The following is a 26329-nucleotide window of genomic DNA, read 5'->3' as shown; positions in this document are numbered from 1 at the left end:
GTCACGCCCAGGGGTCGCGCTCGAAGAGCGGCTCGGGCTCCGGCCTGCGGTCGGAGTAGGGGTCGTACCCGTCGTCGTCCTCGTTCTCGGCCCGGACGAACTCCTTGTCAGGACGCTCCCTGGGGTCGAGCTTCGCGCTCTTCTCGTTCTTCGCGTTCTTCTCGTCCATGTCTCACCCCGTGTACAGGTCGATGTAGGCAATGTAGTCGCAGACGCTGCCGCCAAACGGCGACAGGTCAACGGTGTCGAAGTGCGCCGACGGGGCGACAAGCGCCACGACGCTCGTGCTCTCCCCGCGCCCGCCGATGATGACGGCCCAGACGTAGCCGTCCTGCCGCCCGCAGCCGCAGATGAAGCTCGGCGAGCTGGTCTGCTCGGCCGCAGCCTGCCCCCCGTTCTCGCCCGCCTCGCTCTCGGGCGCCTCGGGGGCGCCCTCATTCCCCGCGTCCCCGGAGGGCTCCTCGTCCGCAGGCTCTTCCTCCGTCTTCTTCTCGTTGACGCCGGGCGCCACGATGTCGTCCTGGGTGCAGGCGTCCTCCAGCCCCTCGAGCCCGCACGCGGCCATGACGGCGCGCAGGCCCTCCTCGGACACGCTGCCACCGCCGGTCGGAAGCGTGTCGGCCGAGAACGCGTAGCGCACGCCTCCCACGCCAGCGCCCTGCGCGAGGACGTCGACCTGCGAGCCTCCGGCATAGTGGCCGGTCTCGGGGTAGTTGGAGATCTGCAGGAGGTCGCCGCGCGAGCCCGACCAGGCCGCGTGGGCGTTGCCGCCCGACGCATAGAGCTCGCCGTACTCGAGCGTGTAGCCGCTCTGGGTGAGATAGGTCGAGAGCGCCTCGGGGGGCACGCCGAAGTAGGCCATGAGGTCATAGGCCTCGTCCGGATAGGCCACGGCGACGCGCAGCTCGACGGCGGAGCCGCCGGCGATCTGGGTCCCCACGCCCGGGACCGTCTCGATGACGGTGCCGCCCTCGGAGGTAGAGTCGACATAGGAGACGGTACCGGTGAGCCCGGCCTGCTCGAGGTCAAAGAGCGCCTCCTCGAGCGACTTGCCGAGGACGTCCGGCACGGTGTAGGCGCGCGCCACGACGAGCGTCACGAGATCCTCCGCGGAAAACGGCTCGCCCTCGCCGGGGGTCACGGAGATCACCGTGCCCGCGGGCTGGCTCGAGCCCTCGGAGCTGACCTGGATGTTCTGGGCGCCCGCGGCGAGAAGCGCCTCGCGCGCGGCCTCCTCGTCAAGGCCCACGACCTTGGGGACGACGCGCTCGGAGGAGACGCCGAGCGTGACCCCGTCCTTGGGGTCGGCGCGCACGCCCGGATCAGGGCTGCACGACAGAACCGTACCGTGGTCATCATCCGAGACGACCGGCTCGACGTTCACGACAAACCCCATCCCCTCGAGCAGGGCGGTCGCCTCCTCCTGCGTCATGCCGAGGACCGCAGGGACGGTCTTGCCGCCCCAGAGCTCCTGGTCGTAGGTGTAGTACGCCACGCCCCCGCCTAGGGCGAGCAGCACGGCGACAATGAGGGCGATCGCCCAGGCCGGCAGGCGCCGCTTGCGCTCGGGAAGGCTCTGGACCGGCGAGGGGATGGAGACCATCGGCTCGCGGACGGACGTGAGGTCCTCGGGAGCGGCGGGCGAGAAGTACGGGTCATCCAGGGCGTCGATCCCGTCGCCCGCGTCGAGGGCGGTCGTCGGGGCGGCGTCATCGCGCGGCACCACGGTCGTGGGCAGGCCGTCATCAAGCATCGTGGTCGGCGCGGCGTCGGCCAGCACCGTGGCGTCCGGGTCGGCGGGCGCGGCGTCGGCCAGCACCGTGGCGTCCGGGTCGGCGGGGATCGCGACGGTCTCGTCCCGCAGGTCCTTCTCGTCTCGCCCGCTCTTCTCGCCTGAGACCGCCATGCCCCCTCCAACCATCCGTTGAACGTGACACTATCCTACCCAGAAAAAGGGGCGGGGGAACTGCTCCCTCGCCCCTTTTGGGCTACTCCATGGCGTCGGGCTCGATGGGCTCGTCGTCGGGCGCGGGCTGCGCGCCCGAGCGGCGTCGCTCGGAGGCGGCGTCGTCGCGGGTGGCGAACAGACGCTCGTCGGGACCCACGTCGATGCGAACCACGTCGCCCTCGCCGAGCGAGCCCTCGATGATGAGGTTGGCGACGTTGTCCACGACCTGGCGCTGGATGAGGCGCTTGAGCGGGCGCGCGCCGTAGACCGGGTCAAGGCCGTCGAGGGCGAGCGACTGCTTGGCGCTCGGCGTGAGCTCGAGCTGGATGCGGTCGCGGTCGAGGCGGGAGCGGACGTCGCGCAGCTGGATGTCCACGATCCGCTCGATGTCGGCAAGGCCGAGGGCGTGGAAGACCACCACGTCGTCGATGCGGTTGAGGAACTCCGGCTTGAAGGTCTGACGCAGGGCGTCGTTGACCTGGCGCTGGACCTCGTCCGGGTCGCTCGAGGCGCTCACGCCGGCGATGAACTGGCTGCCGACGTTGGACGTCATGATGATGATCGTGTTCTTGAAGCTCACCACGCGGCCCTGACCGTCGGTGAGGCGGCCGTCGTCGAGCACCTGCAGCAAGATGTTGAAGACGTCGGGGTGCGCCTTCTCCATCTCGTCGAGCAGGATGACGGAGTAGGGCCTGCGGCGCACGGCCTCGGTGAGCTGGCCGCCCTCGTCGTAGCCCACGTATCCCGGGGGCGCGCCGATGAGGCGCTGGACGCTGAACTTCTCCATGTACTCGGACATGTCGATGCGCACGAGCGCGCGCTCGTCGTCGAAGAGGCACTCGGCGAGCGCCTTGGCGAGCTCGGTCTTGCCCACGCCGGTGGGGCCGAGGAAGAAGAAGCTGCCGATGGGACGGTTGGGGTCGGAGAGGCCCGCGCGGCTGCGACGCACGGCGGCGGCCACGGCCGAGACGGCCTCGTCCTGGCCCACCACGCGCTTGTGCAGCTCGGACTCGAGGTTCTTGAGCTTGTCCATCTCGCCCTGCATCATCTTGGAGACCGGCACGCCCGTCCACGAGCTCACGACCTCGGCGATCTCCTCGGAGGTAACCTCCTCCTTGAGGAGCCCCCCGGCCTCCTGCTTGGCGGTGAGGGCGGCCTCCGCCTCCTCGTACTCGCGCTGGAGCCCGGGGATGGTGGAGTAGCGCAGCTCGGAGGCGCGCGCGAGGTCGCCCTCGCGGGTCACGCGCTCCATCTCGACCTTGGCGTCCTCGATCTTGGACTTGAGGTCCTGCACGCGGTCGATGGCGCCCTTCTCGTTCTCCCAGCTGGCCTTCATGCCGTCGAGCTTCTCGCGGGTGGTGGCGATCTCGCCGCGCAGGGTCTCGAGGCGCTCCTTGCTGGCGGCGTCCTCCTCCTTCATGAGGGCCTGCTCCTCGATCTGCATCTGCGTGAGCTGGCGATCCACGGCGTCGATGTCCGCCGGCATGGAGTCGAGCTCCATGCGCAGGCGGCTCGCCGCCTCGTCCACCAGGTCGATGGCCTTGTCCGGAAGGAAGCGGTCCGAGATGTAGCGGTTGGAGAGGTCCGCTGCGGACACGAGCGCGGAGTCCGTGATGCGCACGCGGTGGTGCTGCTCGTAGCGCTCCTTGAGACCGCGCAAGATCGAGATGGTGTCCTCGACGGTGGGCTCCGAGACCATGACGGTCTGGAAGCGGCGGGCGAGCGCCGCGTCCTTCTCGATGTACTTGCGATACTCGTCGAGCGTCGTGGCTCCGATGGCGTGCAGCGTGCCGCGCGCGAGAGCCGGCTTCAGGATGTTGCCGGCATCCATGGAGCCCTCCGTGGCGCCCGCTCCCACGATGGTGTGCAGCTCGTCGATGAACAGGATGATGCGGCCGTCGGACTTCTCGACCTCCTTGAGCACGGACTTGAGGCGGTCCTCGAACTCGCCGCGGTACTTGGCGCCGGCCACCAGGGCGGACATGTCAAGCTCCACGAGGTCCTTGTCGCGCAGGGTCGAAGGGACGTCGCCGCTCACGATGCGCTGGGCGAGGCCCTCCACGATGGCGGTCTTGCCCACGCCCGGCTCGCCGATGAGCACCGGGTTGTTCTTGGTGCGACGGCTGAGGACCTGGATGGTGCGGCGGATCTCCTCCACGCGGCCGATCACGGGGTCGAGCTTGCCCTGGCGGGCGAGGTCGGTGATGTTGCGGCCGTACTTTTCGAGCGCCTCGAACTCCGGCTTGGAGTCCTGGCTGGTCACGCGCTCGTCGCCGCGCAGGGTGTTGTACGCCTCCTCGACGCGCTTGGCCGTGACGCCGGCGGCCTTGAGGACCGAGCCGGCGTCCGTCTTGTCGTCGGCAAGCGCGCAGAGCAGGTGCTCGGAGGTGACGTAGGAGTCGCCCATCTTGGCGGCGAGCTTCTCCGCGGCGTTGCCCACGCGCACGGTGGCGTCCGCCATGCCCATCTGCGCGGTGTCACCGGAGACGCGCGGCTGGCGTGCGATGGCCTCGTCTGTCTGGGCCTCGATCGAGGCCGGGTCCGCGCCCACGCGCTCGATGATGGCACGGATGTTGTGCTCGCCGGAGCTCAGCAGCGCCTTGAGCACGTGAACGGGCATGAGCTGCCCCGCGTTTGCGTCGGTTGCGATGCCGACGGCCGCCTGCAGCGCCTCCTGGGCCGTGACGGCCCACTTGTCGAGTCTCATGGTTGCCCCCTTCTTGGGTCTGCTGTTTATCACAGGCAGTTATACCCGGCGAGCGGGGCCTTATACGCAAATCTAAGCGTCTACATAGTAGATTTTCTATATGACGGCGAGAAGGGCAGACGGCCGCCAAAAGAAGGGGGCCGAGAAGGGCGCAAGGCCTACGCCTCGTCCTTCTCGGCCTCGTCTCGTCCGCCGCCCAGCAGCAGGCGGCGCATGACCTGCTCGGGGCTCCCGGCGCTGTCGTAGCGAGCGAGCGCGGTGATCTTCTCCTGCATCTTGTACTCGTGAACCTCGTCCTCGAGCTCGCGCACGCGACGGCGCAGCTCCTCGAGCTCGTCCTCGCGCTCGAGCATGCGCTCGCGCATGTCGAGGATGCGGACCACGCCCGCGAGGTTGATGCCCTCGTCGGTGAGCTTTGAGATGAGGTTGAGCCGGTCGATGTCGGACTGCGAGTACAGGCGCGTGTTGCCGCGCGAGCGCCCGGGCGTCACCAGGCCCTTCTGCTCATAGACGCGCAGGGTCTGGGGGTGCATGCCGGTGAGCTCGGCGGCCACGCTAATCATGTAGAGAGGCTTGTCGCGCCCGGTTCCCTCGCTGGCCTCGTCACGACCTCGTGCCATAGCGATTGACCTCCTCGCGATAGTCGCGTGCGTCGGCGTCGCGCAGCGCCTCGAGAGCGTCACGCTCCTTCTTGGTGAGCATCGTGGGGACCTTCACGCGGACGGTTACGTAGAGCGCGCCGCGCGAGCCCTTGCGCTTGACGTTGGGGGCGCCCAGGTCGCGGAAGCGGAAGGTCTTGCCGTCCTGCGTGCCTGCGGGAACCTTGAGGCGAACCTCGGTTCCGTCGGGCGTGGGCACGTCCACCGTCGCGCCGAGGGCGGCCTCGAAGACGCTCACGGGCAGGTCCATGCGGACGTCGGCCCCGTCGCGCTTGAAGAGCGGGTGCTCGGCCACGTGCGTGGTGATCACGAGGTCGCCGCGGTCGCCGCCGTTGGTGCCATACTCGCCGCGGCCGCGGTAGCGCAGCTTGCCGCCGTCCACCGCGCCCGCGGGGATCTTGATGGTGAGGGTCTGCTCCTCGCCCGTCGAGGGGACGCGATAGGTGGCCTTGCGCGTGGCGCCGCGGAAGGCCTCCTCGGCGGACACGTCCACGGACATTGTGAGGTCGCTGCCCTTGGTCGGCCGGTTACTCGCGGCGCGCGCCCCCGCGGCGCCGCCGAAAATCGACGAGAAGTCAAACCCGCCGAAGCCGCCGTCGCCGCCTCGCATGTTGTTGAAGATGTCGGACCAGTCGCCGCCCACGTTGGTGGTGTAGGTGTAGCGTCCGCGGCCGCCCGAGCCGCCGAAGTCGGCGCCCGGGATGCCGCCGAACATCAGCAGCTGGTCGTACTCGCGGCGCTTCTGCGGGTCGGAGAGGGTGGTGTACGCCTCGCTGACCTCCTTGAACTTCTGCTCGTCGCCGCCCGCGTCGGGGTGGTACTTGGCGGCGAGCTTGCGAAACGCCTTCTTGATCTCATCGTCAGAGGCGTCGCGCTTGACGCCGAGCACGTCGTAGTAGCTTCGCTTACCTGCCATGTTGCACGAGCCTCCTCTCGGTGTGCGAATTGGGGACAGTCCCCAATTTACAGAAAACTTTTATGTGAATTGGGGACTGTCCCCAATTCACAGGCGCGTCCGGGCGCGAAGGGCTACTCCTCCTCGGGCTCAGGCTCCGCGGGGCGCTTGGGGCCGCCGTAGGTCACCGTCACCATGGCGGTGCGGATGACCTTCTCGCCCATCTTGTAGCCCTTCTGGTAAACCTGCGCGACGGTCTCGTCAAACGCGTCCTTGTCCTCCACGCGACCGACGGCCTGGTGGGCAAGCGGGTCGAAGGCCTTCCCCGCCGGGTCGATGGGCTCGACGCCCTCCTTGGAAAGCACGCTCAGCATCTTCGCGTGCACGGCGCTCACGCCGTCGACGAACTGCTTGAGCTGATCGTTGTCCTCCGTGGCGCCGGCGTGCTCGATGGCGCGCTCAATGTCGTCGATCACGGGGAGCAGGTTGGTGACCAGCCCCTCGGCCGCGCGCTCCTTCTCGGCGAGGCGCTCGGCCGCCGTACGGCGGCGGTAGTTCTCCCAGTCGGCCTGGAGGCGCAGCATGCGATCGGTGGCCTCGGAGGCCTCCTTCTTCGCCGCCTCGATCTGGTCCTCGACGTCGGAGAGCTTCTTCTGGAGCTCGTCGCGCTCCTCGCGGAGCTTGCCGGCGTCGGCCGCGAGCTCGCGCTCCGCGGCCTCCTCGCCGGCGCGGATGGCGGCCTCGACGCGGGCGCGCTCCTCGGCCTCCTCGTCCTTGTCGCCAGGATCCTCCGGCTCGACGGCCGCGGCCTCGGCATCGACCCCGTCCTCTGCCTCCGTCGGCTCGGCCGACGTGGTCTCGACGGACTCCGTCTCCTCGGGCTCCACGGCCTTGTTCTTCTCGTCCTCTACCTCGATGGGCACCTTCACGTCACCCTCCTCAAACATTCCGATGGGTCAAGGGGCGCTCCCCTTGCCACCTTCTGCGAAGGGGCGGTCGCGAAGCCGCGGCCGCCCCCGATCTCAAGTACGTTGCGCCGGCCCCGAGCTAGTTGTTCTTGTCGTCGTCAACGACCTCGTAGTCGGCGTCCACCACGTCGTCCGCGGAGCCGCCCTGCGCGCTGGCGCCGCCCTGAGCGGCCTGGTCCTGCGTGGCGGAGTAGACGACCTCGGCGAGCTTGTGGCCCACCTCCTGGAGCTTGTCGCCCGCGGCGCGGATGGCGTCGACGTCGGTTCCGTCGAGGGCCTTCTTGGCCTCGGCCACGGCGTCCTCGGCGGCCTTCTTCTGGTCGGCCGGGACCTTGTCGCCCAGGTCCTTGAGGGTCTGCTCGGTGGAGTAGGCGAGGCTGTCGACCTGGTTGCGGATCTCGATCTCGTCCTTGTGCTTCTTGTCCTCCTCGGCGTGGGCCTCGGCGTCCTTGACCATGCGATCGACCTCGTCGTCGGAGAGCGCAGTGGAGCCGGAGATGGTGATCTGCTGGCTCTTGCCGGTGGCCTTGTCCTTGGCGGTGACCTTCACGATGCCGTTGGCGTCGATGTCGAAGGTGACCTCGATCTGCGGCACGCCGCGGCGGGCGGCCGGGATGCCGGTGAGGTTGAACTTGCCGAGGGACTTGTTGTCCGCGGCCATCTCGCGCTCGCCCTGCAGGACGTTGATCTCGACGGAGGTCTGGTTGTCGGCCGCCGTGGAGTAGATCTCAGTCTTGGACGTGGGGATCGTGGTGTTGCGGTCGATCATCTTGGTCATAACGCCGCCCATGGTCTCGACGCCCAGCGACAGCGGGGTGACGTCGAGCAGCAGGATGCCCGAGACGTCACCGGTGAGGACGCCGCCCTGGACGGCGGCGCCGTCGGCCACGACCTCGTCCGGGTTCACGGACATGTTGGGCTGCTTGCCGGTCATCTGCTTGACGAGCTCCTGAACAGCGGGCATGCGGCTGGAGCCGCCGACGAGGATGACCTCGTTGACCTCGGAGAGCTGCAGGTTGGCGTCGTGAAGCGCCTTGGTGACGGGGCCCTTGCAGCGGTCGAGAAGGTCGCGGGTGATGCGCTCGAACTCGGCACGGGTCAGCGTGTAGTCGAGGTGCTTGGGGCCGGTGGCGTCAGCGGTGATGAAGGGCAGGTTGATCTGGGCCTGCTGGGCGGAGGAGAGCTCCTTCTTGGCGTTCTCCGCGGCCTCCTTCAGACGCTGCAGGGCCATCGGGTCCTTGCGCAGGTCGATGCCGTTGTCTGCCTGGAACTTGTCGGCCAGCCAGTCGATGACGCGCTGGTCCCAGTCGTCACCGCCGAGGTGGTTGTCGCCGTTGGTGGCGAGGACCTCCACGACGCCGTCGGCGAGGTCGAGCAGGGACACGTCGAAGGTGCCGCCGCCCAGGTCGAAGACCAGGACCTTCTGGTCGATGCCCTTCTTGTCGAGGCCGTAGGCCAGCGCGGCCGCGGTGGGCTCGTTGACGATACGCTGGACGTTGAGGCCGGCGATCTTGCCGGCGTCCTTGGTGGCCTGGCGCTGGGCGTCGTTGAAGTAGGCCGGGACGGTGATGACGGCGTCGGTGACGGGCTCGCCGAGGTACTTCTCGGCGTCGGCCTTCATCTTGGAGAGAATCATGGCGCTGATCTGCTCCGGGGTGAAGTCCTCGCCCTCGATCTCCACGACGGCGCGGGAACCGGTGCCGGACTTGACCTTGTACGGGACGGTCTTGAGCTCGGAGCCTACCTCGTCGTAGCGACGGCCCATGAAGCGCTTGATAGAGAAGACCGTGTTGGTGGGGTTGGTGACGGCCTGGTTCTTGGCCGCCTTGCCGACGATGCGGTCGCCGTCGGCGCGGAAGCCGACGACGGACGGGGTGGTGCGGTCGCCCTCGGCGTTGACGATGATCGTGGGCTCGCCGCCCTCGAGGACCGCCATCGCGGAGTTGGTGGTGCCCAGGTCGATACCAAGAATCTTGCCCATGGTTGCTCTCCTTTGTTGTGCGCGGGACGGCGTGCGCCGGCCCTTCGCGTGATTCCTTTTCTGTACGGTGGAGTTTATCCCCCATGCGCTTCGATTCTATACATTATCTAAGTCTCCACATATGAGATTTTTTGTCATGTGGAGTTGAGGCAGAGACGCCTACAGCAGACGGTGCTCAAAGCGCCCGTTCTCGTAGACGCCGTAGCTGGCCGAGCCGTCCTTGGGAATGCCCACCGAGCCGGGGTTGAAGACCCATGCCCCGCGCTCCTCGTTCTTCTCGCTCACCTTGATGTGCGTGTGGCCATAAACCAGGGCCGAGCGCTCGTGAAGCGTGGGCCATGCGTCCACGCTGTTGTGATACCCGGGGCCGTAGACATGGCCGTGCGTGAGGAAGAGCGTGTACGGGTCGCCGTCTGCGGTGGGGTCAACCAGGATGTTGTGGTCGGCCATGCAGGGGAAGTTGAGGACCATCTGGTCGACCTCGGCCTCGCAGTTGCCTCGCACGGCGATCACGCGGTCAGCGATGGAGTTGAGCATCTCTATCACGCGCTTTGGCGCATAGTCCGCGGGGAGGTCGTTGCGCGGTCCGTGATAGAGCAGGTCGCCCAGAAGGACCACGCGATCGGGAGACTCCGCCTCGATGGCGGACATGAGCCGGGCGCAGGCGTCAGCGGCGCCGTGGATATCTGAGGCGATGACGAGCTTCATGGGCGGTCCTTTCGACGCGGTCTTCCGGAGGGTCGGAAAATTAACGGACACGAAGCTCTGGGGGTAACAGCGTTCTCCCAGTTGGCTTTGATGACAGGTTGCCGAGAAGCCCCGCTCGTGTCCGTTAATTTTCGGGGGCGCGGCGAGACGCACCGGCCGCGCCCATTCTATCCCACCATAATCCGCTCCGCGGCGAGCGCGTGCGCGATCGCGAGCCCTCGGACGGCGGGCAGCTCCGCGAGGGAATGCGGCCAGATGGCGACGTCAAGGCCGGCACCCTCCAGCCTTGCGCGCAGGTCCACCAGCACGTCATGACGGGCGTGATGGCCGAGGGCCATGAGGAGGGGGGCGAGAAGGACCCGCCGCCCGGAGCGCTCCCGCAGGCGCGCCGCCAGACGGTCGGGCGCGTCCACCAGCACGTCGCCCCGGCCGCGGGCGCGCAGCGCGGCCTCCAGCCGGGCGAGGGCGACCTCGCACTCGGCGCCGCGGTGGCCCGCCAGCGCCACGACGCGCCCGGGCTCCGCGGGCAGCGCCTCGTCCAGCGCGCGAGCAACGGCGGCCAGGTCCTCGCCACTCGCCAGAAGGGGCGAGGCAAGCCGGAGCTCGTCGAAGCCGGGGGCCGCGGCGCGCGCCGCGCCCGCAGCCTCGCGCTGCAGGCGGCCGTCGGCCACGTGCGTGACGGCCACGAGTGCACGCCGCACGCCGCGCTCGCGCAGATCCACCAGCACCTCGGGCAGCGAGGCGCCCACGGGTCGCCCGCCCGTACGGGCGCGCAGGACAACGTCGGCACCGGCCGCCGCAGCCAGCTCGTCCACCAGCGCCGCGACGCCCGCGTCCCCGCGCTCCCCGGAAAGGCACCCAGCTATGACAAGCGCATAACGTGACAAAGGGACTGTCCCCCTGTCAACTAGTGGTGACAGGCGTGCTCCTCGCCCATGACGGGAAGGGTGCCGGCGGCGGCCATCTGAGCGACGTCGCCCACGCCAGGCGTCTGGTTCTCAAAGAAGACGGTGATGCCCGCCTGCGCGAAGCCCATCATGGGTCGCATTCCCATGCCGGCGGCAACGATGGCGTCGATGCCGTTCTGGGCGAGAAGGGCCACGGGGCGCATGCAGCCGCCCTCCTCGTGGGGCGGGTTGTCGATGACGCTCACGGTGCCGACCTTGCCGTCCTCGACGTCGACCACGGTGAAGCAGTCGCAGTGGCCAAAGTGGCCGGAGCGCTCGCAGTCAAGACCGCCCTTGCCAAGGGTGGGGATGGCAACCTTCATGGGACTCTCCTCTCGTTGCGGGCCGCGCCCGCGGCCCGTGTGCTTTACGCGGCCATTCTCCCACAAATCCACGGGAACGCCGCGCGCTGCCCCGGGGCCGCGCGCGGCGACTCCCGGACTCACGCCCCGACGAGACCGAGCTCCTCGAGGACCCGGGCGACGCCGTCATGGTCGTTGTCGGGCGCGAGCAGCGCGGCGCGGGCGCGAAGCTCGGCCGGCGCGTTGCCCATGAGGTAGCCGCGACCCACCGCCTCGAGCATGGGGAGGTCGTTGTAGTGGTCTCCGAAGGCGATGGCGTCGACGGGGTCGAGGCCCCAGAGGTCGCAGAGCGTGCGGACCGCGGCGGCCTTGCTCGTGCCCGCCGGCATGACCTCGATCAGCGTGTCTGACGACACGGCGATGGACAGGTCGGGAAAGCGCTCGCGCAGCCGAAGCTCCACCTCGGGGGTGCGACCGCGTGCGCAGAGGCAGAGAATCTTCTGCACCTCGTCGCGCTCGATCGAGGAGACCGACCCCTCGCGCGCCCGTGCCATCACGATTCGCTCCTCGGTCACCAGGCGCGGGTCGCTTCGGTCGGGGGCGACCCAGTCCTCGAAGGAGTACGCGCTCCAGGTCGCGGGGAGGCGCTCCGCCTCGACGAAGTCCACGATCTCCTGGGCCCGGGCGCGCGAGAAGCCGTGATGGTGAATGACGCGTCGGCTCTCGTCGAGGATGACGCCGCCGCTCTGGGTGACGACGGTGCATGAGATCCCCTGCCCCTCGAGAAGGGGGTAGGTGCCGGTCATCCCGCGCGCCGTCACGATGACGAAGGGCACGCCCGCCTCCTGCACCTCCGCGATCGCGCGCCGCGTCCGCGGCGTGATCCGATGCTCCGAGTTCAGCAGCGTTCCGTCTATGTCGCTGAAGACGGCGGTGCGAGGTGCTGGGTTCCTCTCGTCCATTTATCTCTCCCGTGACGCGTGCCCTATACTTGTCCCGAAGGTCAATGTCCTAATGTACGGTATGTACCGTACATTAGGACCATCATAGCACCCCGGAAGACGGGCGCAAGCCCGAGGAGGCACCCGTGGACCCTCTCCTGCTCATAGCCGCCGAGCCGCTTAACCAAGAGGCGGAGACCCCTCTCTACCAGCAGCTCGAGCAACGCCTGCTCCAGCTCATAGCATCCGGGGCGCTAGACGGGGAGACCCCGCTCCCCACCGAGATGGAGCTCTGCAAGGCCTTTGGCCTCTCGCGCGCCACCGTGCGGCGCTGCTTCGCGGACCTCGTGGAGGAGGGGCGCGTGGTCCGGCGGCGCGGCCAGGGCACCTTCGTCGCCGGGGAGAAGGCCAGCCACTCCGGGCCCTTCCTCAACTTCTCGCAACGCATGGCCAGCGCGGGGCGCACGTCCTCCTCGCGCGTGCTCAGCCTCACCAGGGAGCGCGCGACGGGGGGCGTCGCGAGGCGTCTGCGCCTCGAGGAGGGCGATCCGGTGTACCGCATCTGCCGCGTGCGACTCGCGGACGGGCGCCCCATGACCATGGACACGTCCCACGTCCCGTGCTCGCTCTGCCCCGACCTCGCCCAGGAGGACCTCACCGGCTCGCTCTACGCCCTGCTCGCGGCACGCTCCGGGCTCCTTCCCGCCCGCGCGGACGAGCGCTTCGAGGCCGTGGGGCTCACGGACGCGGAGGCGGAGACGTTCGACGTGGAGACCGGCTCGCCCGCGTTTCTCATCACGCGCACGACCTACGACCCGCACGACCGGCCCTTCGAGACCGCCGTCACGGTGGCCCCCGGGGACCGCAACAGCTACGAGGTCTCGACGGGCACGTCGTAGCTCCGAGCCCGGCGCCCCTTCTGCGACGAATACCCCGCCGCTGTCGCAAATCCCGCAGGAGGCGGCGGGTGCGGGCCCTACCATGAGACAAAGCGCACGTTGGCGCCAACGGAGAGGAGTGCCATGAGATACCTGATCGTCGGCGGCGTGGCCGCTGGAACCAAGGTCGCGGCCAAGCTCAAGCGCTGCGACCGCTCAGCTGAGGTCGTGGTTGTCACCAAGAGCGAGGACATCAGCTACGCCGGCTGTGGCCTGCCCTATTACATTGGCGGCGACATCAAGACCCGCGAAGAGCTCATCGTCAACACGCCGGCCGCCTACACGGGCCTCACCGGCGTCGAGGTGCGCACGGGCGTCGAGGCAGTGGCGCTCGATGCCGCCGCCCATGAGGTCACGATACGCGAGAAGGACGGCTCGGAGCATGACGAGAGGTACGACAAGCTGGTCATAGCCACCGGCGCCTCGCCGTTTGTGCCCGCCGGCCTGCCCGGGACCGACCTGCCCGGCGTCTTCACCGTGCGCACGCCGGACGACGCGGAGGCCATCCGCGCCTACGCCGACGCCGGGGCGCGCCGCGCCGTGGTGGTGGGTGCCGGCTTCATCGGCCTGGAGGTGGCCGAGAACCTGCTCGCGCGTGGCCTCTCCGTCACCGTGATCGACGCGATGCCGCAGATCCTGCCCAACGTCTTCGACCCCGAGATGGCCGGCTTCGCCCAGCGCCAGCTCAAGGCCGCCGGCGTGCGCGTGATGACGTCGTGCCCGCTCAAGGGCATCGTTGGCGACGGCAAGGCCGAGGGAGTGGAGACCGGCGCGGGCGTGCTGCCGGCCGACCTCGTGGTCCTCTCCATTGGCATCCGGCCCAACACCGGCTGGCTCGAGGGCTCCGGCGTGGAGACGCTCAAGGGCTGCGTGCTCGTGGACGAGTTCGGCGCCACCAACCTGCCGGACGTCTACGCCGCCGGTGACTGCGCGGAGGTCAGAAACGCGATCACCGGCGAGCCGTTCTGGAGCGCCATGGGCTCGACGGCCAACATCTGCGGCCGCGCGATCGCCCGCACGCTCACGGGCACGCCGACCCCCTACCCCGGCACGCTCGGCACCGGCGTGGTGCGGCTGCTGCCATCGCTCAACGGTGGCCGCACCGGCCTCACCGAGGCATCCGCGCGCGAAGCGGGCTTTGACCCGGTGAGCGTGGTCTCGGTGGTGGACGACAAGGCCCACTACTACCCCGGCTCCTCGAGCTTTTCCATCAAGCTCATCGCCGACCGCGCGTCGCACCGTCTGCTCGGCGTGCAGGTGCTCGGCGCCGGCGCGGTGGACAAGGTCGTGGACGTGATGGTGACGGCGCTCTACCAGAAGCTCGCCGTCGAGGACCTCGACCTCATGGACCTCTCCTACGCACCGCCCTTCTCGACCGCCATCCACCCGCTGGTCACGACCGCCTACATCCTGGAGAACAAGCTCGCGGGCGAGCTCGAGAGCTTCACGCCGGCCGAGTACGCCGCCGGTGCCGCCGCGGACTACCAGGTCATCGACGTGCTGCCTGCGCCCACCGTCCCCGGCGCGGAGTGGGTCGACCTCACCAAGATCGGGCCGGACGGCCTGCCCGGGCACGCCAAGGACGAGAAGCTCCTGCTCGTGTGCGCCAAGGGCAAGCGCGGCTACTTCACGCAGAACCGCCTCAAGGCCGCAGGCTACACCAACACGCGCGTGCTCGAGGGCGGCATCACGTTCAACGAGGTGCGCGTGCCGCGTCCGGCCGGCGCCAAGCTCCCCGCGGCGGAGATCAAGCGCCTCAAGGGCCTGGGGTGCCTCCAGGACAAGCGCTACGACGACGTCTTCAACATTCGCGTGATCACGCGCAACGGCAAGATTACGGTGGACGAGCAGCGCACCGTGGCCGAGGCCGCCGAGCGCTTTGGCTCTGGCGAGGTCACCATGACCACGCGCCTCACGCTGGAGATCCAGGGCGTGAAGTACGAGAAGATCGACGAGTGCATCGCGTTTCTGCAGGACGCGGGGCTGGACGCCGGCGGCACCGGCTCCAAAGTGCGCCCGGTGGTGAGCTGCAAGGGCACCACCTGCCAGTACGGCCTCATCGACACCTTCGACCTCTCCGAGAAGCTGCACGAGCGCTTCTACGTGGGCTACCACGGCGTGGAGCTGCCGCACAAGTTCAAGATCGCCGTGGGCGGCTGCCCCAACATGTGCGTCAAGCCCGACCTCAACGACCTGGGTATCGTTGGCCAGCGCGTGCCGCAGATCGACCTTGAGAAGTGCCGCGCGTGCAAGGTCTGCCAGGTCGTGAAGGCGTGCCCCATGGGCGACGCGCAGATCGGGCCGGACGGCAAGATCACCATCGACGGCTCCGCGTGCAACCACTGCGGCCGCTGCGTGGGCGCGTGCCCGTTTGGCGCCGTGACCGAGGGCCTCGCGGGCTACAAGGTCTACATCGGCGGGCGCTGGGGCAAGAAGACGGCCCACGGCATCCCGCTGGACAAGATCTTCACCAGCGAGGAGGAGGTCATGGACGTCGTGGAGCGCGCCATCCTCTTCTTCCGCGACGAGGGCGTGAGCGGCGAGCGCTTTGCCGACACCGTGGCGCGCCTCGGCTTTGACTACGTGCAGGAGAAGCTGCTGACGGCCCCGATCGACAAGGAGACCATCCTGGCCAAGGACGTCACCGGCGGCGCCACCTGCTAGCGTGGAAAAGTGACAGTCACTTTTCCACGGCTGACCGAGCGACGGGCCCGGGCGCACGTCAAAGGCGCCCGGGCCCGCTCGACGCTCCTCTCGTCGCGCGCTACTCGCTTAGGCCGATGCTCCACAGACGCTGGTTGATTCTGGTCTGGGCATCAATGAAGTACTGGTTGTCCTCGGCGCTGAGCGCGCTCTCGTCAACGGCGTCTATCTTCGTTGCCCAGTCTCCGTACTGAGCCATCATGCTGGCATAGTCGATTGCCATGCTCACGACGTTTCCGGAGTCACTGCTGTACGTCTCCATAAAGTCGCAGTAGGAGTTCATGAATGCCTCGTACTCATCCACCATGGCCCGGAAGTCAGAGGTGGTTCCCGTAGTCTCCGCGGTGGTCTCGGACGGTGCCGCAGGGGCCCCATCCGTAGGGGCGAGCGCCTCGGGCTCCGCCGGCGTCTCGACGGGCTGCTCCGCCTGCTCGGCAGAAGCCTCGGGCGCGTCGACGGACACGCTCATGACGCTAAACCCCTCGTACCTGACGCTCACATGAGCGCCGGCGGCGTTATCTGCAGTAAAGCTATCGTCGCCGCGGTTGTAGTCAACGTTGAACCCCGCGGCAATGCACGCCTCGACATATGAGGAATACGCCTCGGGTCCCGTCTCGCCCACGCTCGCAGAGAAGTGCGTCGAACTGTCGGAGTTGATTTTGCCCGTCGTCGAGGTGGGCGCGGGTACGAGGGCGGCCGCCCCAGCCGTGGGCCATGTGATGGTACCCAGCTCAATGGGTGCCTCGAGCGTAATATCCATTTGTTCCATGCCGTCATAGAACATGAGCCTCAGGTGATGACCGTCGTCGAGGAACGCTTCGTACGTGCTTCCGCCGTCCGATGCCTCGATCGTGAATCCGCGCTCCTTGCATTGCTCGACATATGCGTCGTAGTCAGACTTTGCCCAGCCATCAATGTTGGCATCAAACATATCGTCGTTGTCGATGACGACCTCACCCTTGTCAGAGTTCGGCTTGGGCAGCACGGTTGCCAGGCCAGTCGTTGGCCACTCGAGCTTCTCGGTCGCATTGCCGCCTCCACCGCCACCGCCGCAGCTCGCTATGCGGCCAATGATTGCAATGACGGCGATCACGGCAACAGCAATCAGAAGCCTGTTCTTCTTGCCCCTCTTTCCTCCGGGCGCATTCTTTCCCGCCGGCTCCCACTTCATGCGTGCCTCCCTTGACGCTGTGCCTGAAAGCAAACCAAGTCAGTCACATTGTGAGAGCGAGCCCTCCTGGTTTCCTCAGCTGTCAACTGAGGAAACCGCAGCTCCTGCTTCCTACCATGAAGAGTGCCTCATTCGGTATTGAGAGGAAGAAGCGTGGACGACTACAACCTCGAGCCCGGCGAGTTCGTCATCATGCAGGAGGCGTCGGCCAAGCTCGATGACGACACCACCCTTGACGATCTCGTGCTCACCAACCAAAACCTCGTTCTTGTCACAACGATGTCCCAGGGGCTCCTTAGGCGCTCAAAGTTCGTGAAGCGCTGCCCTCTCAGCAGGATTCGCGGCTCGCAGGAGGAGCCCCAGGCCCTCGTAACCAAATATCGCGAGAGCTACTATCTCCAGGTGGTCTACCCCGACGAGACCATCTCCGTAACCTTCCCCTCAAACACGAAGCGCTCCGCCGAGCGATGGGCGGAGGCAATCAGAAACGCGGCCGTGGGGAATCTCTCCAGCATTCAGCCCGAGGATACTCTCCCACCGGAAATCGCCGACTTTGTCGACGGGGCCAAGGGCGCCTTCGGTGCCATATTCGGTGGGGGCAAGAAGCCTGCCGACAAGAACGGTGCGAGCCAGCGCCCGTCATCCGTAACCAAGAGGTGCATGGGGTGCCACGCTCCCATCACGGGGCGTGCCGGGAGCACCGTCATCTGCCCGTACTGTGACACGAAGCAGACCATCTAGGAGCAGCCATGGGTATTCTTGACGCGGCGTTTGACTCCATCGGCGGAGTCCTCGCAGACCAATGGAAAGACATCGTCACCGCAGCGCCCTTTGACGAGCACACCATCGTCTCCCCCGGCATCCGCAAGAACGCCCAAAACGGGCGTGGCGGAAACTTTGGCGCCGAGGACATCCTCTCCAACGGCTCGATAATCTTCGTCCCCGAGAACACCGCGGCATTTGTGTTCAGCCAGGCGGGAATCGAGCAGGTCATAACCACTCCAGGCGGATTTGAGTACCGAGACGGCGAGGCGAGCGTCTTTGACGAGCGGGACCGACGCGAGAAGGGCCTGGGCAAGATTCTTCTTGGGCAGGCGGCGGACCGCATCGGCTTCTCCGGAATGTCCCAGAACGAGAAGCGCGTGGCGTTTGTCAACCTGCGCGAGATTCGGGGCCTCAAGTTTGGCACCCGGGGCCCGCTGGCCTACAACGACCTTTTCTATGGCACCGACCTCGAAATCTATTCCTACGGCAGCTTCACCGTCGCCGTGTGTGATGCCGAGCGCTTTGTTCGAAACTTCGTTCCCGCCAACGTGACGTCCTACACGCTCGATGACCCCAGGGCGAGAGGACAGCTGCTCTCCGAGTTCCTCAACTCCTACATCGCCGCCGTGAACTCGCTCTCCGTTGACTACCGCGTATCGCAGCTGCCGTCGCAAACCAACGAGATCGCAGCTTCCATTGCGGCGGAAGACGAGAACGCTGGCACCTGGCCCGAGCGTTTTGGCCTCAAGCTCGTGGCCGTTGCCATTGAGAACATCGAGTTCTCCGAGCAGTCGCGCGAGCTCGTGCGCCAGTTCTCTGAGAAGAAGATGGGCGTTCGCGCATACGAGGACGTCTCGCAGCGTGCCGCCAACGTTGCCGCACAGCAGATGATTGCCCAGGGAGTGCGCGACAACGGCCTCGGGGACGGGGGCGGGATGCTCTTTGGCATGAACCTCGCGCAGTCGCTCAGCCCGATGGACGCCTCCGCCGCGCCGCGGCCAACGGCAACCCCGGCACCGTCCGAGCGCGCCGCCACGCCGTCGCTTGACGATCAGATCGAGGCACTCAAGAAGCTCAAGGACCTGCTCGACGCTGGCATCCTCTCGCAGGAGGAGTTCGACGCCAAGAAGCGCGAGGTGCTGGGACTCTAGGACCAGTGGCGCATAGGTTTCGGAGCCGTCGGAAAACGCGCATTCTGCCTGAGTCTTTTGACGCTCATCTGGGATGACACCAGGTTCTCCCCGCGAAGCGCATACTAACTCACGTGCGAGATGACCGCCGGTCGCAGATGCCGACCATCAAAGAAGCGGGGCGACCCCGGATTTGGAGCCACCCCGCCCGGTCTCGCCCGTTCTTCTCGCGAGCCTATTGGCCAACTTCCGCAAGCCGCTGGGACACGCGCCCCATGACCTCGGTGTAATAGGCCAGGTCGTCGGCAGAGAGAGATTCCGTATCGATGGCATCGATCTGCTCCGACATGTCGGCGTACTTCGCCATCATGGTCGTGTAGTCCGCGAACATTGACACCGCGTTCGCCGAGTCGCTGGAGTACGTCTCCATGAAGTCGCAGTAATCGTTCATGAATGACTCGTAGGAGTCCATCGTTGCCCTGAAGTCTGCGGAGGAGGCCGGTGCCTCGCTTTCGGCCTCGGGGGCGGGCCGCTCCTCCTCTGCTGTCGTTGCTTCCTCAGGTGGCACCTGCTGTTCCTGCTGCTCCTCCGGCTGGGCCGTCTCCGGCACGTCAGCCGAACCGCCGCCGCAGGCCGCGAGCGTCAGCGCCATGACCGCCGCGCACGCCATCCCCACAAGCTTCCTCATCGTGAGCCTCCCGTCTCTATACGTTTGCGCCGGCCTTTGCCCGACGCTTGAGAACGAACAGCCACACCGCCGCAACAAGAAGCACCACGAACGCGGGGATGTAGACCGTTGCCGCCATGCCCCAATCGTGAGTGCTGCTGGGAAGGACTCCCCTGTCCCCAAAGTCCCACACGAGCAGGCGCGAGCCCGCAAACGCGAGCGCACCTACGACCGCCGCCCCGATCGGCTTGCCGAAGGCGGCAAGCAGCAGCGTCAGCGCAGACGCCCCCAGCACGGCGTACATGATTGCCATATAGACTTGCCATCCGGAACCCATGGACCCGTATACCTGCGCATACTCGAAGAGTGAGATGTCGACGGCATCGGAAACGGTCATATCTGTCGGCTCGTAGAACACGAGGTCCGGTGCCGCCGTCACCGCCTCCCGAAACTCGGCGTTGGCGGACGCCCAGGGAAGGAAGAAGGCGGCAAGAAAACCCAGCGCCGCCACGACCATAAGAATCCTCGGAACAATCCACCCAGCGGAGCGTCCCTCGGGCGCCCCCATGGTTCCCTCGCTCATTCCCGCTCCTTCCAGACGTTATTGCTAACGCTCATTTTGAGAAGGAGGGGGTGCCACTTCCTCAGTTGGCAGCTGAATTACGCGAGCGCACACCATATGGGGCAAACGGGGGTCACCCGTGGCGTCGCCGCGCGGCCCTACCACGCCAGCGCGTGGACCTCGTAGCTCGCGTAGTCGGGAACGGTGTGACAGCTCACCTCGAAGGTGGTTGTCGACCCAACCTCGGGGCGCGAGGCAAAGCCGACGGCACCAAAGACGATGCTGCCGTCCTCGTCGCGCAGCAGCACCGAGAGCGCCACGTCACTGCCGACGTCCGATCCGTCATCGCGCTCGCAGGTCACCTCTCCCACGAAGTTGGTCCCGCCCAGGCCGTCCGAGACGGGCCGCGCTCCCGAGACGGCGAACGTCGCGCTGCGCTCGGCCCCCGACCCCACCTGGTAGTCCTCGACGCCGTTGGCGGAAAACTCGACCGTGGCGGGAGGCTGGCCGGGATTGCCCGCAAGGCCGCCCCACCAGATTGTCTCGCCGGCGCCAATGGATGAGAGGACCTGCTCCTGCGAGAAGAGCACGGCACCCGAATCGTCGCGACCCGTGACGGTGTAGGCCGGGTACTCCACGACCGCGTCGCCGGTGTTGCGCAGCGCGATCCCGTAATGGACGAACCCCTGGTCGTCCACCGACCATCCGGACTCAACGACCTCGAGCGGGCTCTCTTCGCTCGTTGTCGGGGCGGCAACGGGGGCTCCCGCAGAGTCGTCCGGCTCGAGAGCCTGGTCTTGCCGGGACGACTGCGGTTGGGCCCTCGAGGCGGAGTGGTCGCCGGTGGCCGCACCCGACCGGAACACCCCGGCATCGTGCATGATCAGAACAATCGCTGCGAGAAGCGCGATCACGGCCAGGGCGCCAACGATCACCTGGGCAAACGAGGGCCCGCGCCTCCCGCCCGACGCGGCCGGGCGCGGCGGCGGCTCCTCAGGCGAGCTCGGGGCGAGAGGCTCCTCGGGCCTCGCGGCCGCCCCTCCGGACTCGGGCGGCTCCCTGCCCTCCAGCACCCCGGCGAGCTCCTCCGCGCTCTGGTACCGCGCGCTCGGCTCGAGCGCACAGGCGCGCTCGATGATGGCGCGCATCCGCGGCGAGACGACCTTCTCGTCCTCGAGGGAGCGCTCGTAATCCGCTGCGTCGGGCACCCCCGGCTGGGTGCCGGTGAGCAGGTAGCCCAGCACGCGACCGAGCGAGTACACGTCCGAGCGGGCATCTGTCTGGGCAAAGCCGTACTGCTCGGGAGAGGCAAAGCCGGGCGTGCCCAGCTGCGTGGTGTCGTGCGTCGCGCCCTCAGCCCGGAAGCGGGCGATCCCGAGGTCAATGAGGTGCGCTCCGTCGGCTGCAACTATCACGTTGGTTGGCGAGATGTCCCGGTGGATAATGCCGTGCGTGTGAAGTGCGGTGGCAGCCTCGCAGAGCTGGAGCACCAGGCGCGCGGCATCCTTCTCGGCAAGGCGCCCGCGCGCGGACAGGAGCTGCTCCAGGTTCTCACCGGGAACGAAGTCGCACACCACCACGAACTCGTCCGGCATCTCGTAGGTGGCGATCACGTGGGGCAGGCGCGCGCAGTCGCACTCGGCCAGGGTGCCCCACACGCCCCGGCGCGCCAGCTTGGACGGTATGCGCTTGCGGACAAACGGGCCCGACTCCCCCAGCGTCACAATCTCGGTCACGCCGCCCGTCCCACGGGCGAGCACGCGATCCACGCGATAGGCATCGTCAAGATCCATGGCATGCATGATTTGCTCGTCGTCCACCCTCTGCCCGCTCTTCTCGACTTTAGGCTCTCTCCATAGAGCTTAGGTTCCGTTGGTAGCTGAGTCCTCAGCTGTCAGCTGAAATGCCGACGGGCCTAGGTGAGCGGGCCGGTGTTTTTGAAGAGGGTGCCCTCGCCCAGACGGAAGAGCTCGTCGTCGGTCTCTTGGCAGGACATGCCGTGCTCTATGCACCAGATGATGATCGCGTCGCGGCGGACCTTGGCCCAGAGCTCCGACACGCCAGCCAGGCGCATGATGCGCTGCGTCTCACGTAGGGTGCAGCCCATGCCAAGAGACAGCATGATTGCCTTGTCACGTCCGGGCCTGCTCTTGCCGCCAAAGATGTCGTAGCCCTGGGTCTGATTGATACCGCAGGCCTTGATGATCGTGGAGCGCTTGAGGCCTTTCTCGATGCGTAGCTCGTACAGGTAGTCGGACAGTTTGCGGTCGATCGTGAGGCCCTCGTCGAGGTAGGCCTCCGGACGAGCGGACGCGCGCAGGCGCTCAAGCAGCTCTTCTGTCAGATGCTCCTCTGCCATGGTCTTCTCGCCTAGAACTTGTCGACGTGACCGGCGGCGCGGGAGCTGCGCTCGCGCAGGTCGGCGATGGCGGCAGGAATCTCGTCAAAATCGTACGGAGTCATCTGGTAGACCCAGTTGAGCCAGTTGCGGTAGAGCAGGTTGGCGTGGGCGCGCCAGGTGAACAGCGGCTGCTGCTCGGGATCGTCGTCCGGGAAGTAGTTCTCGGGCACGCGGATGGGCAGGCCCTTGTGGAAGTCGCGCCAGAACTCGTCGGCCAGCGTGTCGCGGCCGTACTCAAAGTGACCGGTCACGTAGACCTCGTGGAAGTCGCGCGTGGCGAGAAGGGACGGCCCGCTCGTGAAGCCCTCGGAGAGCACGCAGAGCTCGGGATGCTCCGCGAGCGCGGTCGTGTCGATCGCGGCGTGACGGCTGTGCGGCATGTAGTGCACCTCGTCAAAGCCGTTGGTGAGGAAGCTGTACTCGTCGCACAGGCGCTGCTTGAACACGCCAAAGAGCTTGGCGCCGAGCTGGCGCTTGGGGATGCCGTAGAGGTGCCAGAGGCCACCGAGCGCCGCCCAGCACAGGTACATCGTCGAGAACACGTGCTCCTGGCTCCAGTCCACGATCTCGCAGAACTCGTCCCAGTAGTCCACGTCCGCGTACTCGAGGTGCTCCACCGGAGCGCCCGTGATGATGAGGCCGTCGTAGTTCTTGTCACGGAAGGCGTCGAACGTGTCGTAGAACTTGACGAGATGGTCCTGTGAGACGTGCGTGGCCTCGTGGGTGGAGACGCGCATGAAGTCGCAGCTCACCTGCAGCGGGGACTTGGAGATGAGGCGCAGGATCTGGGTCTCGGTCTCGATCTTGGTGGGCATGAGGTTCAAGATCGCCACGCGCAGGGGACGGATCTCCTGGTGACTCGCGACCTCCTCCTCGAGGGCAAAGATGCGCTCCTGCTGCAGGATCTTCTTGGCGGGCAGGCCGTCAGGGATGTTGATGGGCATGCGGACTCCGTTTCTGTGGGTCAACCCGTCAAGTATACGGCGCAAACGAGAAGAGCGGCGGCGCAAGCTCCGGGCCCTTGCCGCCGCGCCGCACAAAGGGGCCGCCGGGCGGGGAGCCCGGCGGCCGGCCTTACATCAGAGCTGTGTGTGAATTGGGGACAGGCCCCAATTCACATCCAATTCACGCTACTTGCGGTGAGCGCGGTAGTAGTTGATGAGGGCCTGCGTGGAGGCGTCCTGCTTGGCGAGGGCATCGTCGTCGTGGAAGGCCGGGGTGATCTGCTTGGCGAGCTGCTTGCCCAGCTCGACGCCCCACTGGTCGTAGGAGTCCAGGCCCCAGACCGTGCCCTCGACAAAGGTGATGTGCTCGTAGAGCGCGATGAGCTCGCCGAGCGCGTGCGGGGTGAGGTCGATGCCAAAGATCGAGGTGGTGGGACGGTTGCCCTCGAAGACGCGCGCCGGCACCATCCACTCGGCCGTGCCCTCGGCGCGGACCTCGTCGGCCGTCTTGCCAAAGGCGAGGGCCTTGGTCTGCGCGAGGTAGTTGCCCAAGAACAGCTCGTGGACGTCCTGCTCGCCGTCCTTGACGGGATTGGGCGTGTTCACGAAGGCGATGAAGTCCGCCGGGATCATGCGGGTGCCCTGGTGGATGAGCTGGTAGAAGGCGTGCTGGCCGTTGGTGCCCGGCTCGCCCCAGAAGATCTCGCCGGTGGCGGAGGTCACGGGGCTGCCGTCCCAGCGCACGCTCTTGCCGTTGGACTCCATGGTGAGCTGCTGGAGGTAGGCGGCAAAGCGGTGGAGGTACTGGTTGTAGGGCAGCACGGCGTGGCTCTCGGCGCCGTAGAAGTTGACGTACCAGACGTTGAGCAGGCCCATGAGCGCGACGACGTTCTTCTCGAGCGGGGTCTCCTTGAAGTAGGTGTCGAGGTCGTGGAAGCCCTTGAGGAAGCACTCGAAGCGCTCGGGGCCAAAGGCGATGATCAGCGACAGGCCCACGGCGGAGTCGACGGAGTAGCGGCCGCCGACCCAGCTCCAGAAGCCAAAGGCGTTCTCGGGGTCGATGCCAAAGTCCGCAACGAGGTCAAGGGCGGTGGAAACGGCGACGAAGTGCTTCTTGATGGCCTCGGCGTCCTGCTCGGCGGAGCCGTCGATGGCGCCCTGGGCCTTGAGGGTCGAAAGCAGCCATGCCTTGGCCTCGCGCGCGTTGGTGAGGGTCTCGAGCGTGGTGAAGGTCTTGGAGACCACGATCACGAGCGTGGTCTCGGGGTCGAGGCCCTTGACCTTCTCGGCCATGTCGTTGGGGTCGATGTTGGAGACGTAGCGGCAGTCGATGCCGGCGTCGGCCATGGGCTTGAGCGCCTCGTAGACCATGACGGGGCCGAGGTCGGAGCCGCCGATGCCAATGGACATGACGTGCTCGATCTTCTTGCCGGTGACGCCCTTCCACTCGCCGGAGCGCACGCGCTCGGCAAAGGCGTACATGCGGTCGAGGACCTCGCGGACGTCGGCGACGCAGTCCTGGTCACCGTCGAAGACGGTGCCCTTCTCGGAGGCCGGGCGACGCAGCGCGGTGTGCAGGACGGCGCGGTTCTCGGTGGTGTTGATGTGCTCGCCGGCGTACATGGCGTCGCGGCGCTCCTCGAGGCCCACGGCGCGGGCGAGGTCGCAGAGAAGCCCGAGGGTCTTCTCGGTCACGAGGTTCTTGGAGAGGTCGAAGTGCAGGTCGTCCATGTCAAAGGACAGCTTGCTCACGCGCTCGGGGTCGCCCGCGAAGGCGTCCTTGAGGTGGAAGCCGCTCGCGACGAGCTCGTCGTGGTGCGCCTGGAGCGCGGCCCACTCGGGCGTTGCGGTGGCGTCGATGGGTGCCTTGAAGTCGGACATGGAAGCTCCTTCCCCGAACTGCAACAGATGGATTTAGGATACCGCTCGGCGGCGGGAGCATCCGTCAGGGAACGGCAATCGTTTAGAACGGCTCACCCAGCGGCGGAATCTTCTTGAGACGCGCCCACATGACCTGCTTCTCGCGAGGATCGGCAAGCGCCTGGGCAAAGCCACCGAGGCAAAGGACGCGCATGCCGAGCACCCGCGCGAGCGAGCCGGGGACGAGAAGGGCCTCTTCGAGCGACTCGAGGGCAGCGAGCTCGTCGGCGTAGGCCTCGCGCAGGACGTTCGCGGCCTCCTCGTCGCAGCAGACGATCGTGGCGGGGTCGAGCGCGCAGACCGCCTCGCGCATGAGGGCGGCGTCGAGCGGCGTGCCCTCGGCGTCGACGGAAAGCAGCCACGCCCAATCCTCGGGCGGGTAGCCCAGGCGGTCGAGGGAGGCCCTGAGGGCCGTTCCATCTGCACCGGAAAACGGGGCCTCGCCGCCCTTCTCGGCATCTGTGAGCTCGCCCTTGACGAGAAGGACCGACGAGAACGCGTTGCCGCCCATGAGCGCCCCGCGCGCGGCCAGCGCGTCAATCTCTGCCGCGGCCTTGTCCAGGTACGCCCGCCGCCGCGCGTCGCGTTCCGATGCCATGAGACCTCCTTCGCCGCCGGAGTGGGACAGAAACCTCCGGTCCATCTGTCCCACATAACTGCTACCAATTTTGTAGCAATTTTTCCTAGACCGTTTGAACCAGTGTAAATCGGGCATAAGCTCTGACAAGCAGAGAATGCGAGAAGGAGGCTCACATGGCCAAGGCAATCACTACCGCCGATTTCGACGTCGTCGTTTCCGGCTCCGACAAGCCCGTCCTCGTTGACTTCTGGGCCTCGTGGTGCGGCCCGTGCCGCGCGCTCGGCCCCGTCGTGGACCAGATCTCGGAGGAGATGGCCGACCGTCTGACCGTCTACAAGTGCAACGTCGATGACGAGGCCGACCTCGCCACGAGGTTCCGCATCGTCTCCATCCCCACGCTCATCCTCTTCAAGGGCGGCCAGCCCGTCCACACCATCGTGGGCAACATGCCCAAGCCCGCGCTGGTCTCCGAGCTCGAGGCCAACCTCTAGC

The 26329-nt window shown here is 67.0% G+C and carries 24 protein-coding genes; 5 read left to right on the top strand and 19 right to left on the bottom strand.

The window, feature by feature from the left end:
- Window position 1: 1 nt before the first annotated feature.
- From NW198_RS06215 to NW198_RS06165, 11 genes are all read right to left on the bottom strand, one after another.
- Entirely contained in the window at window positions 2–169 is a 168-nt protein-coding gene (locus NW198_RS06215; protein WP_158094541.1) for a hypothetical protein, read from the bottom strand.
- Between the two features lie 3 nt (window positions 170–172).
- Window positions 173–1906: a PASTA domain-containing protein gene (locus tag NW198_RS06210; RefSeq protein WP_258340434.1), complete on the bottom strand. Its 1734-nt coding sequence runs from the start codon at window positions 1904–1906 to the stop codon at window positions 173–175.
- An 82-nt stretch (window positions 1907–1988) separates the two neighbouring features.
- Window positions 1989–4655: an ATP-dependent chaperone ClpB gene (gene clpB / locus NW198_RS06205; RefSeq protein WP_087313879.1), complete on the bottom strand. Its 2667-nt coding sequence runs from the start codon at window positions 4653–4655 to the stop codon at window positions 1989–1991.
- A 158-nt stretch (window positions 4656–4813) separates the two neighbouring features.
- Window positions 4814–5275, bottom strand: a complete 462-nt coding sequence (locus NW198_RS06200; RefSeq protein WP_258340433.1) for a heat shock protein transcriptional repressor HspR — start codon at window positions 5273–5275, stop codon at window positions 4814–4816.
- Window positions 5259–6230, bottom strand: a complete 972-nt coding sequence (locus NW198_RS06195; protein WP_087313869.1) for a DnaJ C-terminal domain-containing protein — start codon at window positions 6228–6230, stop codon at window positions 5259–5261. Before NW198_RS06195 ends, NW198_RS06200 begins: the two co-directional genes overlap by 17 nt.
- A 113-nt stretch (window positions 6231–6343) precedes the next feature.
- Window positions 6344–7138 (bottom strand): nucleotide exchange factor GrpE, encoded by a 795-nt coding sequence (grpE, locus tag NW198_RS06190; protein ID WP_258340432.1) that lies wholly within the window; start codon window positions 7136–7138, stop codon window positions 6344–6346.
- 118 nt (window positions 7139–7256) lie between these two features.
- Window positions 7257–9158 carry a molecular chaperone DnaK gene (gene dnaK, locus NW198_RS06185; protein WP_087313865.1) on the bottom strand — a complete coding sequence of 634 codons (1902 nt, stop codon included), beginning with the start codon at window positions 9156–9158 and terminating at the stop codon, window positions 7257–7259.
- A 159-nt stretch (window positions 9159–9317) separates the two neighbouring features.
- A complete protein-coding gene (gene yfcE / locus NW198_RS06180) occupies window positions 9318–9866 on the bottom strand; it encodes a phosphodiesterase (RefSeq protein WP_258340431.1) in 549 nt (182 codons plus the stop codon).
- A 167-nt stretch (window positions 9867–10033) separates the two neighbouring features.
- Window positions 10034–10753 carry a sirohydrochlorin cobaltochelatase gene (locus NW198_RS06175; RefSeq protein WP_258340430.1) on the bottom strand — a complete coding sequence of 240 codons (720 nt, stop codon included), beginning with the start codon at window positions 10751–10753 and terminating at the stop codon, window positions 10034–10036.
- Between the two features lie 20 nt (window positions 10754–10773).
- Window positions 10774–11136, bottom strand: coding sequence for a NifB/NifX family molybdenum-iron cluster-binding protein (locus NW198_RS06170; protein WP_258340429.1), 363 nt, complete (start codon window positions 11134–11136; stop codon window positions 10774–10776).
- Window positions 11137–11255: 119 nt separating this feature from the next.
- Entirely contained in the window at window positions 11256–12077 is an 822-nt protein-coding gene (locus tag NW198_RS06165; protein ID WP_258340428.1) for a Cof-type HAD-IIB family hydrolase, read from the bottom strand.
- Between the two features lie 125 nt (window positions 12078–12202).
- Between NW198_RS06165 and NW198_RS06160 the strand changes: the two genes are divergently transcribed.
- Both NW198_RS06160 and NW198_RS06155 read left to right on the top strand, forming a co-directional pair.
- Complete coding sequence (locus tag NW198_RS06160; protein WP_258340427.1) at window positions 12203–12955, top strand: GntR family transcriptional regulator; 753 nt, start codon at window positions 12203–12205, stop codon at window positions 12953–12955.
- Window positions 12956–13078: 123 nt separating this feature from the next.
- Complete coding sequence (locus tag NW198_RS06155; protein WP_258340426.1) at window positions 13079–15658, top strand: FAD-dependent oxidoreductase; 2580 nt, start codon at window positions 13079–13081, stop codon at window positions 15656–15658.
- 100 nt (window positions 15659–15758) lie between these two features.
- On the opposite strand, the gene NW198_RS06150 is transcribed toward NW198_RS06155, so the two are convergent.
- Window positions 15759–16868, bottom strand: coding sequence for a DUF6591 domain-containing protein (locus tag NW198_RS06150; RefSeq protein WP_258340424.1), 1110 nt, complete (start codon window positions 16866–16868; stop codon window positions 15759–15761).
- Window positions 16869–17021: 153 nt separating this feature from the next.
- Between NW198_RS06150 and NW198_RS06145 the strand changes: the two genes are divergently transcribed.
- Together NW198_RS06145 and NW198_RS06140 are read left to right on the top strand one after the other, a co-directional pair.
- A complete protein-coding gene (locus NW198_RS06145; protein WP_258340423.1) occupies window positions 17022–17609 on the top strand; it encodes a hypothetical protein in 588 nt (195 codons plus the stop codon).
- An 8-nt stretch (window positions 17610–17617) separates the two neighbouring features.
- Complete coding sequence (locus tag NW198_RS06140; protein WP_258340422.1) at window positions 17618–18784, top strand: SPFH domain-containing protein; 1167 nt, start codon at window positions 17618–17620, stop codon at window positions 18782–18784.
- 214 nt (window positions 18785–18998) lie between these two features.
- Here NW198_RS06140 and NW198_RS06135 read toward each other — a convergent pair whose 3' ends face one another.
- From NW198_RS06135 to NW198_RS06105, 7 genes are all read right to left on the bottom strand, one after another.
- On the bottom strand, window positions 18999–19451 hold the full coding sequence (locus NW198_RS06135) for a DUF6591 domain-containing protein (protein WP_258340421.1): 453 nt from the start codon (window positions 19449–19451) through the stop codon (window positions 18999–19001).
- 16 nt (window positions 19452–19467) lie between these two features.
- Window positions 19468–20013: a hypothetical protein gene (locus NW198_RS06130; RefSeq protein WP_087313847.1), complete on the bottom strand. Its 546-nt coding sequence runs from the start codon at window positions 20011–20013 to the stop codon at window positions 19468–19470.
- Between the two features lie 137 nt (window positions 20014–20150).
- A complete protein-coding gene (locus NW198_RS06125) occupies window positions 20151–21794 on the bottom strand; it encodes a serine/threonine-protein kinase (protein ID WP_258340420.1) in 1644 nt (547 codons plus the stop codon).
- A 113-nt stretch (window positions 21795–21907) separates the two neighbouring features.
- A complete protein-coding gene (locus NW198_RS06120) occupies window positions 21908–22351 on the bottom strand; it encodes a helix-turn-helix transcriptional regulator (RefSeq protein ID WP_087313843.1) in 444 nt (147 codons plus the stop codon).
- Between the two features lie 11 nt (window positions 22352–22362).
- Window positions 22363–23337 (bottom strand): homoserine O-succinyltransferase, encoded by a 975-nt coding sequence (gene metA, locus NW198_RS06115; protein ID WP_258340419.1) that lies wholly within the window; start codon window positions 23335–23337, stop codon window positions 22363–22365.
- A gap of 186 nt (window positions 23338–23523) precedes the next feature.
- On the bottom strand, window positions 23524–25218 hold the full coding sequence (gene pgi, locus NW198_RS06110) for a glucose-6-phosphate isomerase (RefSeq protein ID WP_087313839.1): 1695 nt from the start codon (window positions 25216–25218) through the stop codon (window positions 23524–23526).
- An 82-nt stretch (window positions 25219–25300) separates the two neighbouring features.
- The gene (locus NW198_RS06105) at window positions 25301–25855 is read right to left on the bottom strand and encodes a hypothetical protein (RefSeq protein ID WP_258340418.1); all 555 of its coding nucleotides are present in this window, start codon (window positions 25853–25855) and stop codon (window positions 25301–25303) included.
- 155 nt (window positions 25856–26010) lie between these two features.
- Here NW198_RS06105 and trxA point away from each other — a divergent pair, with 155 nt between their 5' ends.
- The gene (trxA, locus tag NW198_RS06100) at window positions 26011–26328 is read left to right on the top strand and encodes a thioredoxin (protein WP_087313835.1); all 318 of its coding nucleotides are present in this window, start codon (window positions 26011–26013) and stop codon (window positions 26326–26328) included.
- Window position 26329 lies beyond the last annotated feature (1 nt).

Source organism: Thermophilibacter sp. ET337, assembly GCF_024733715.1.
In the GTDB taxonomy this organism is placed as follows: domain Bacteria; phylum Actinomycetota; class Coriobacteriia; order Coriobacteriales; family Atopobiaceae; genus Thermophilibacter.
The sequence above is the reverse complement of the archived record's forward strand: the minus strand, read 5'-3'. Positions and strand labels throughout refer to the sequence as shown.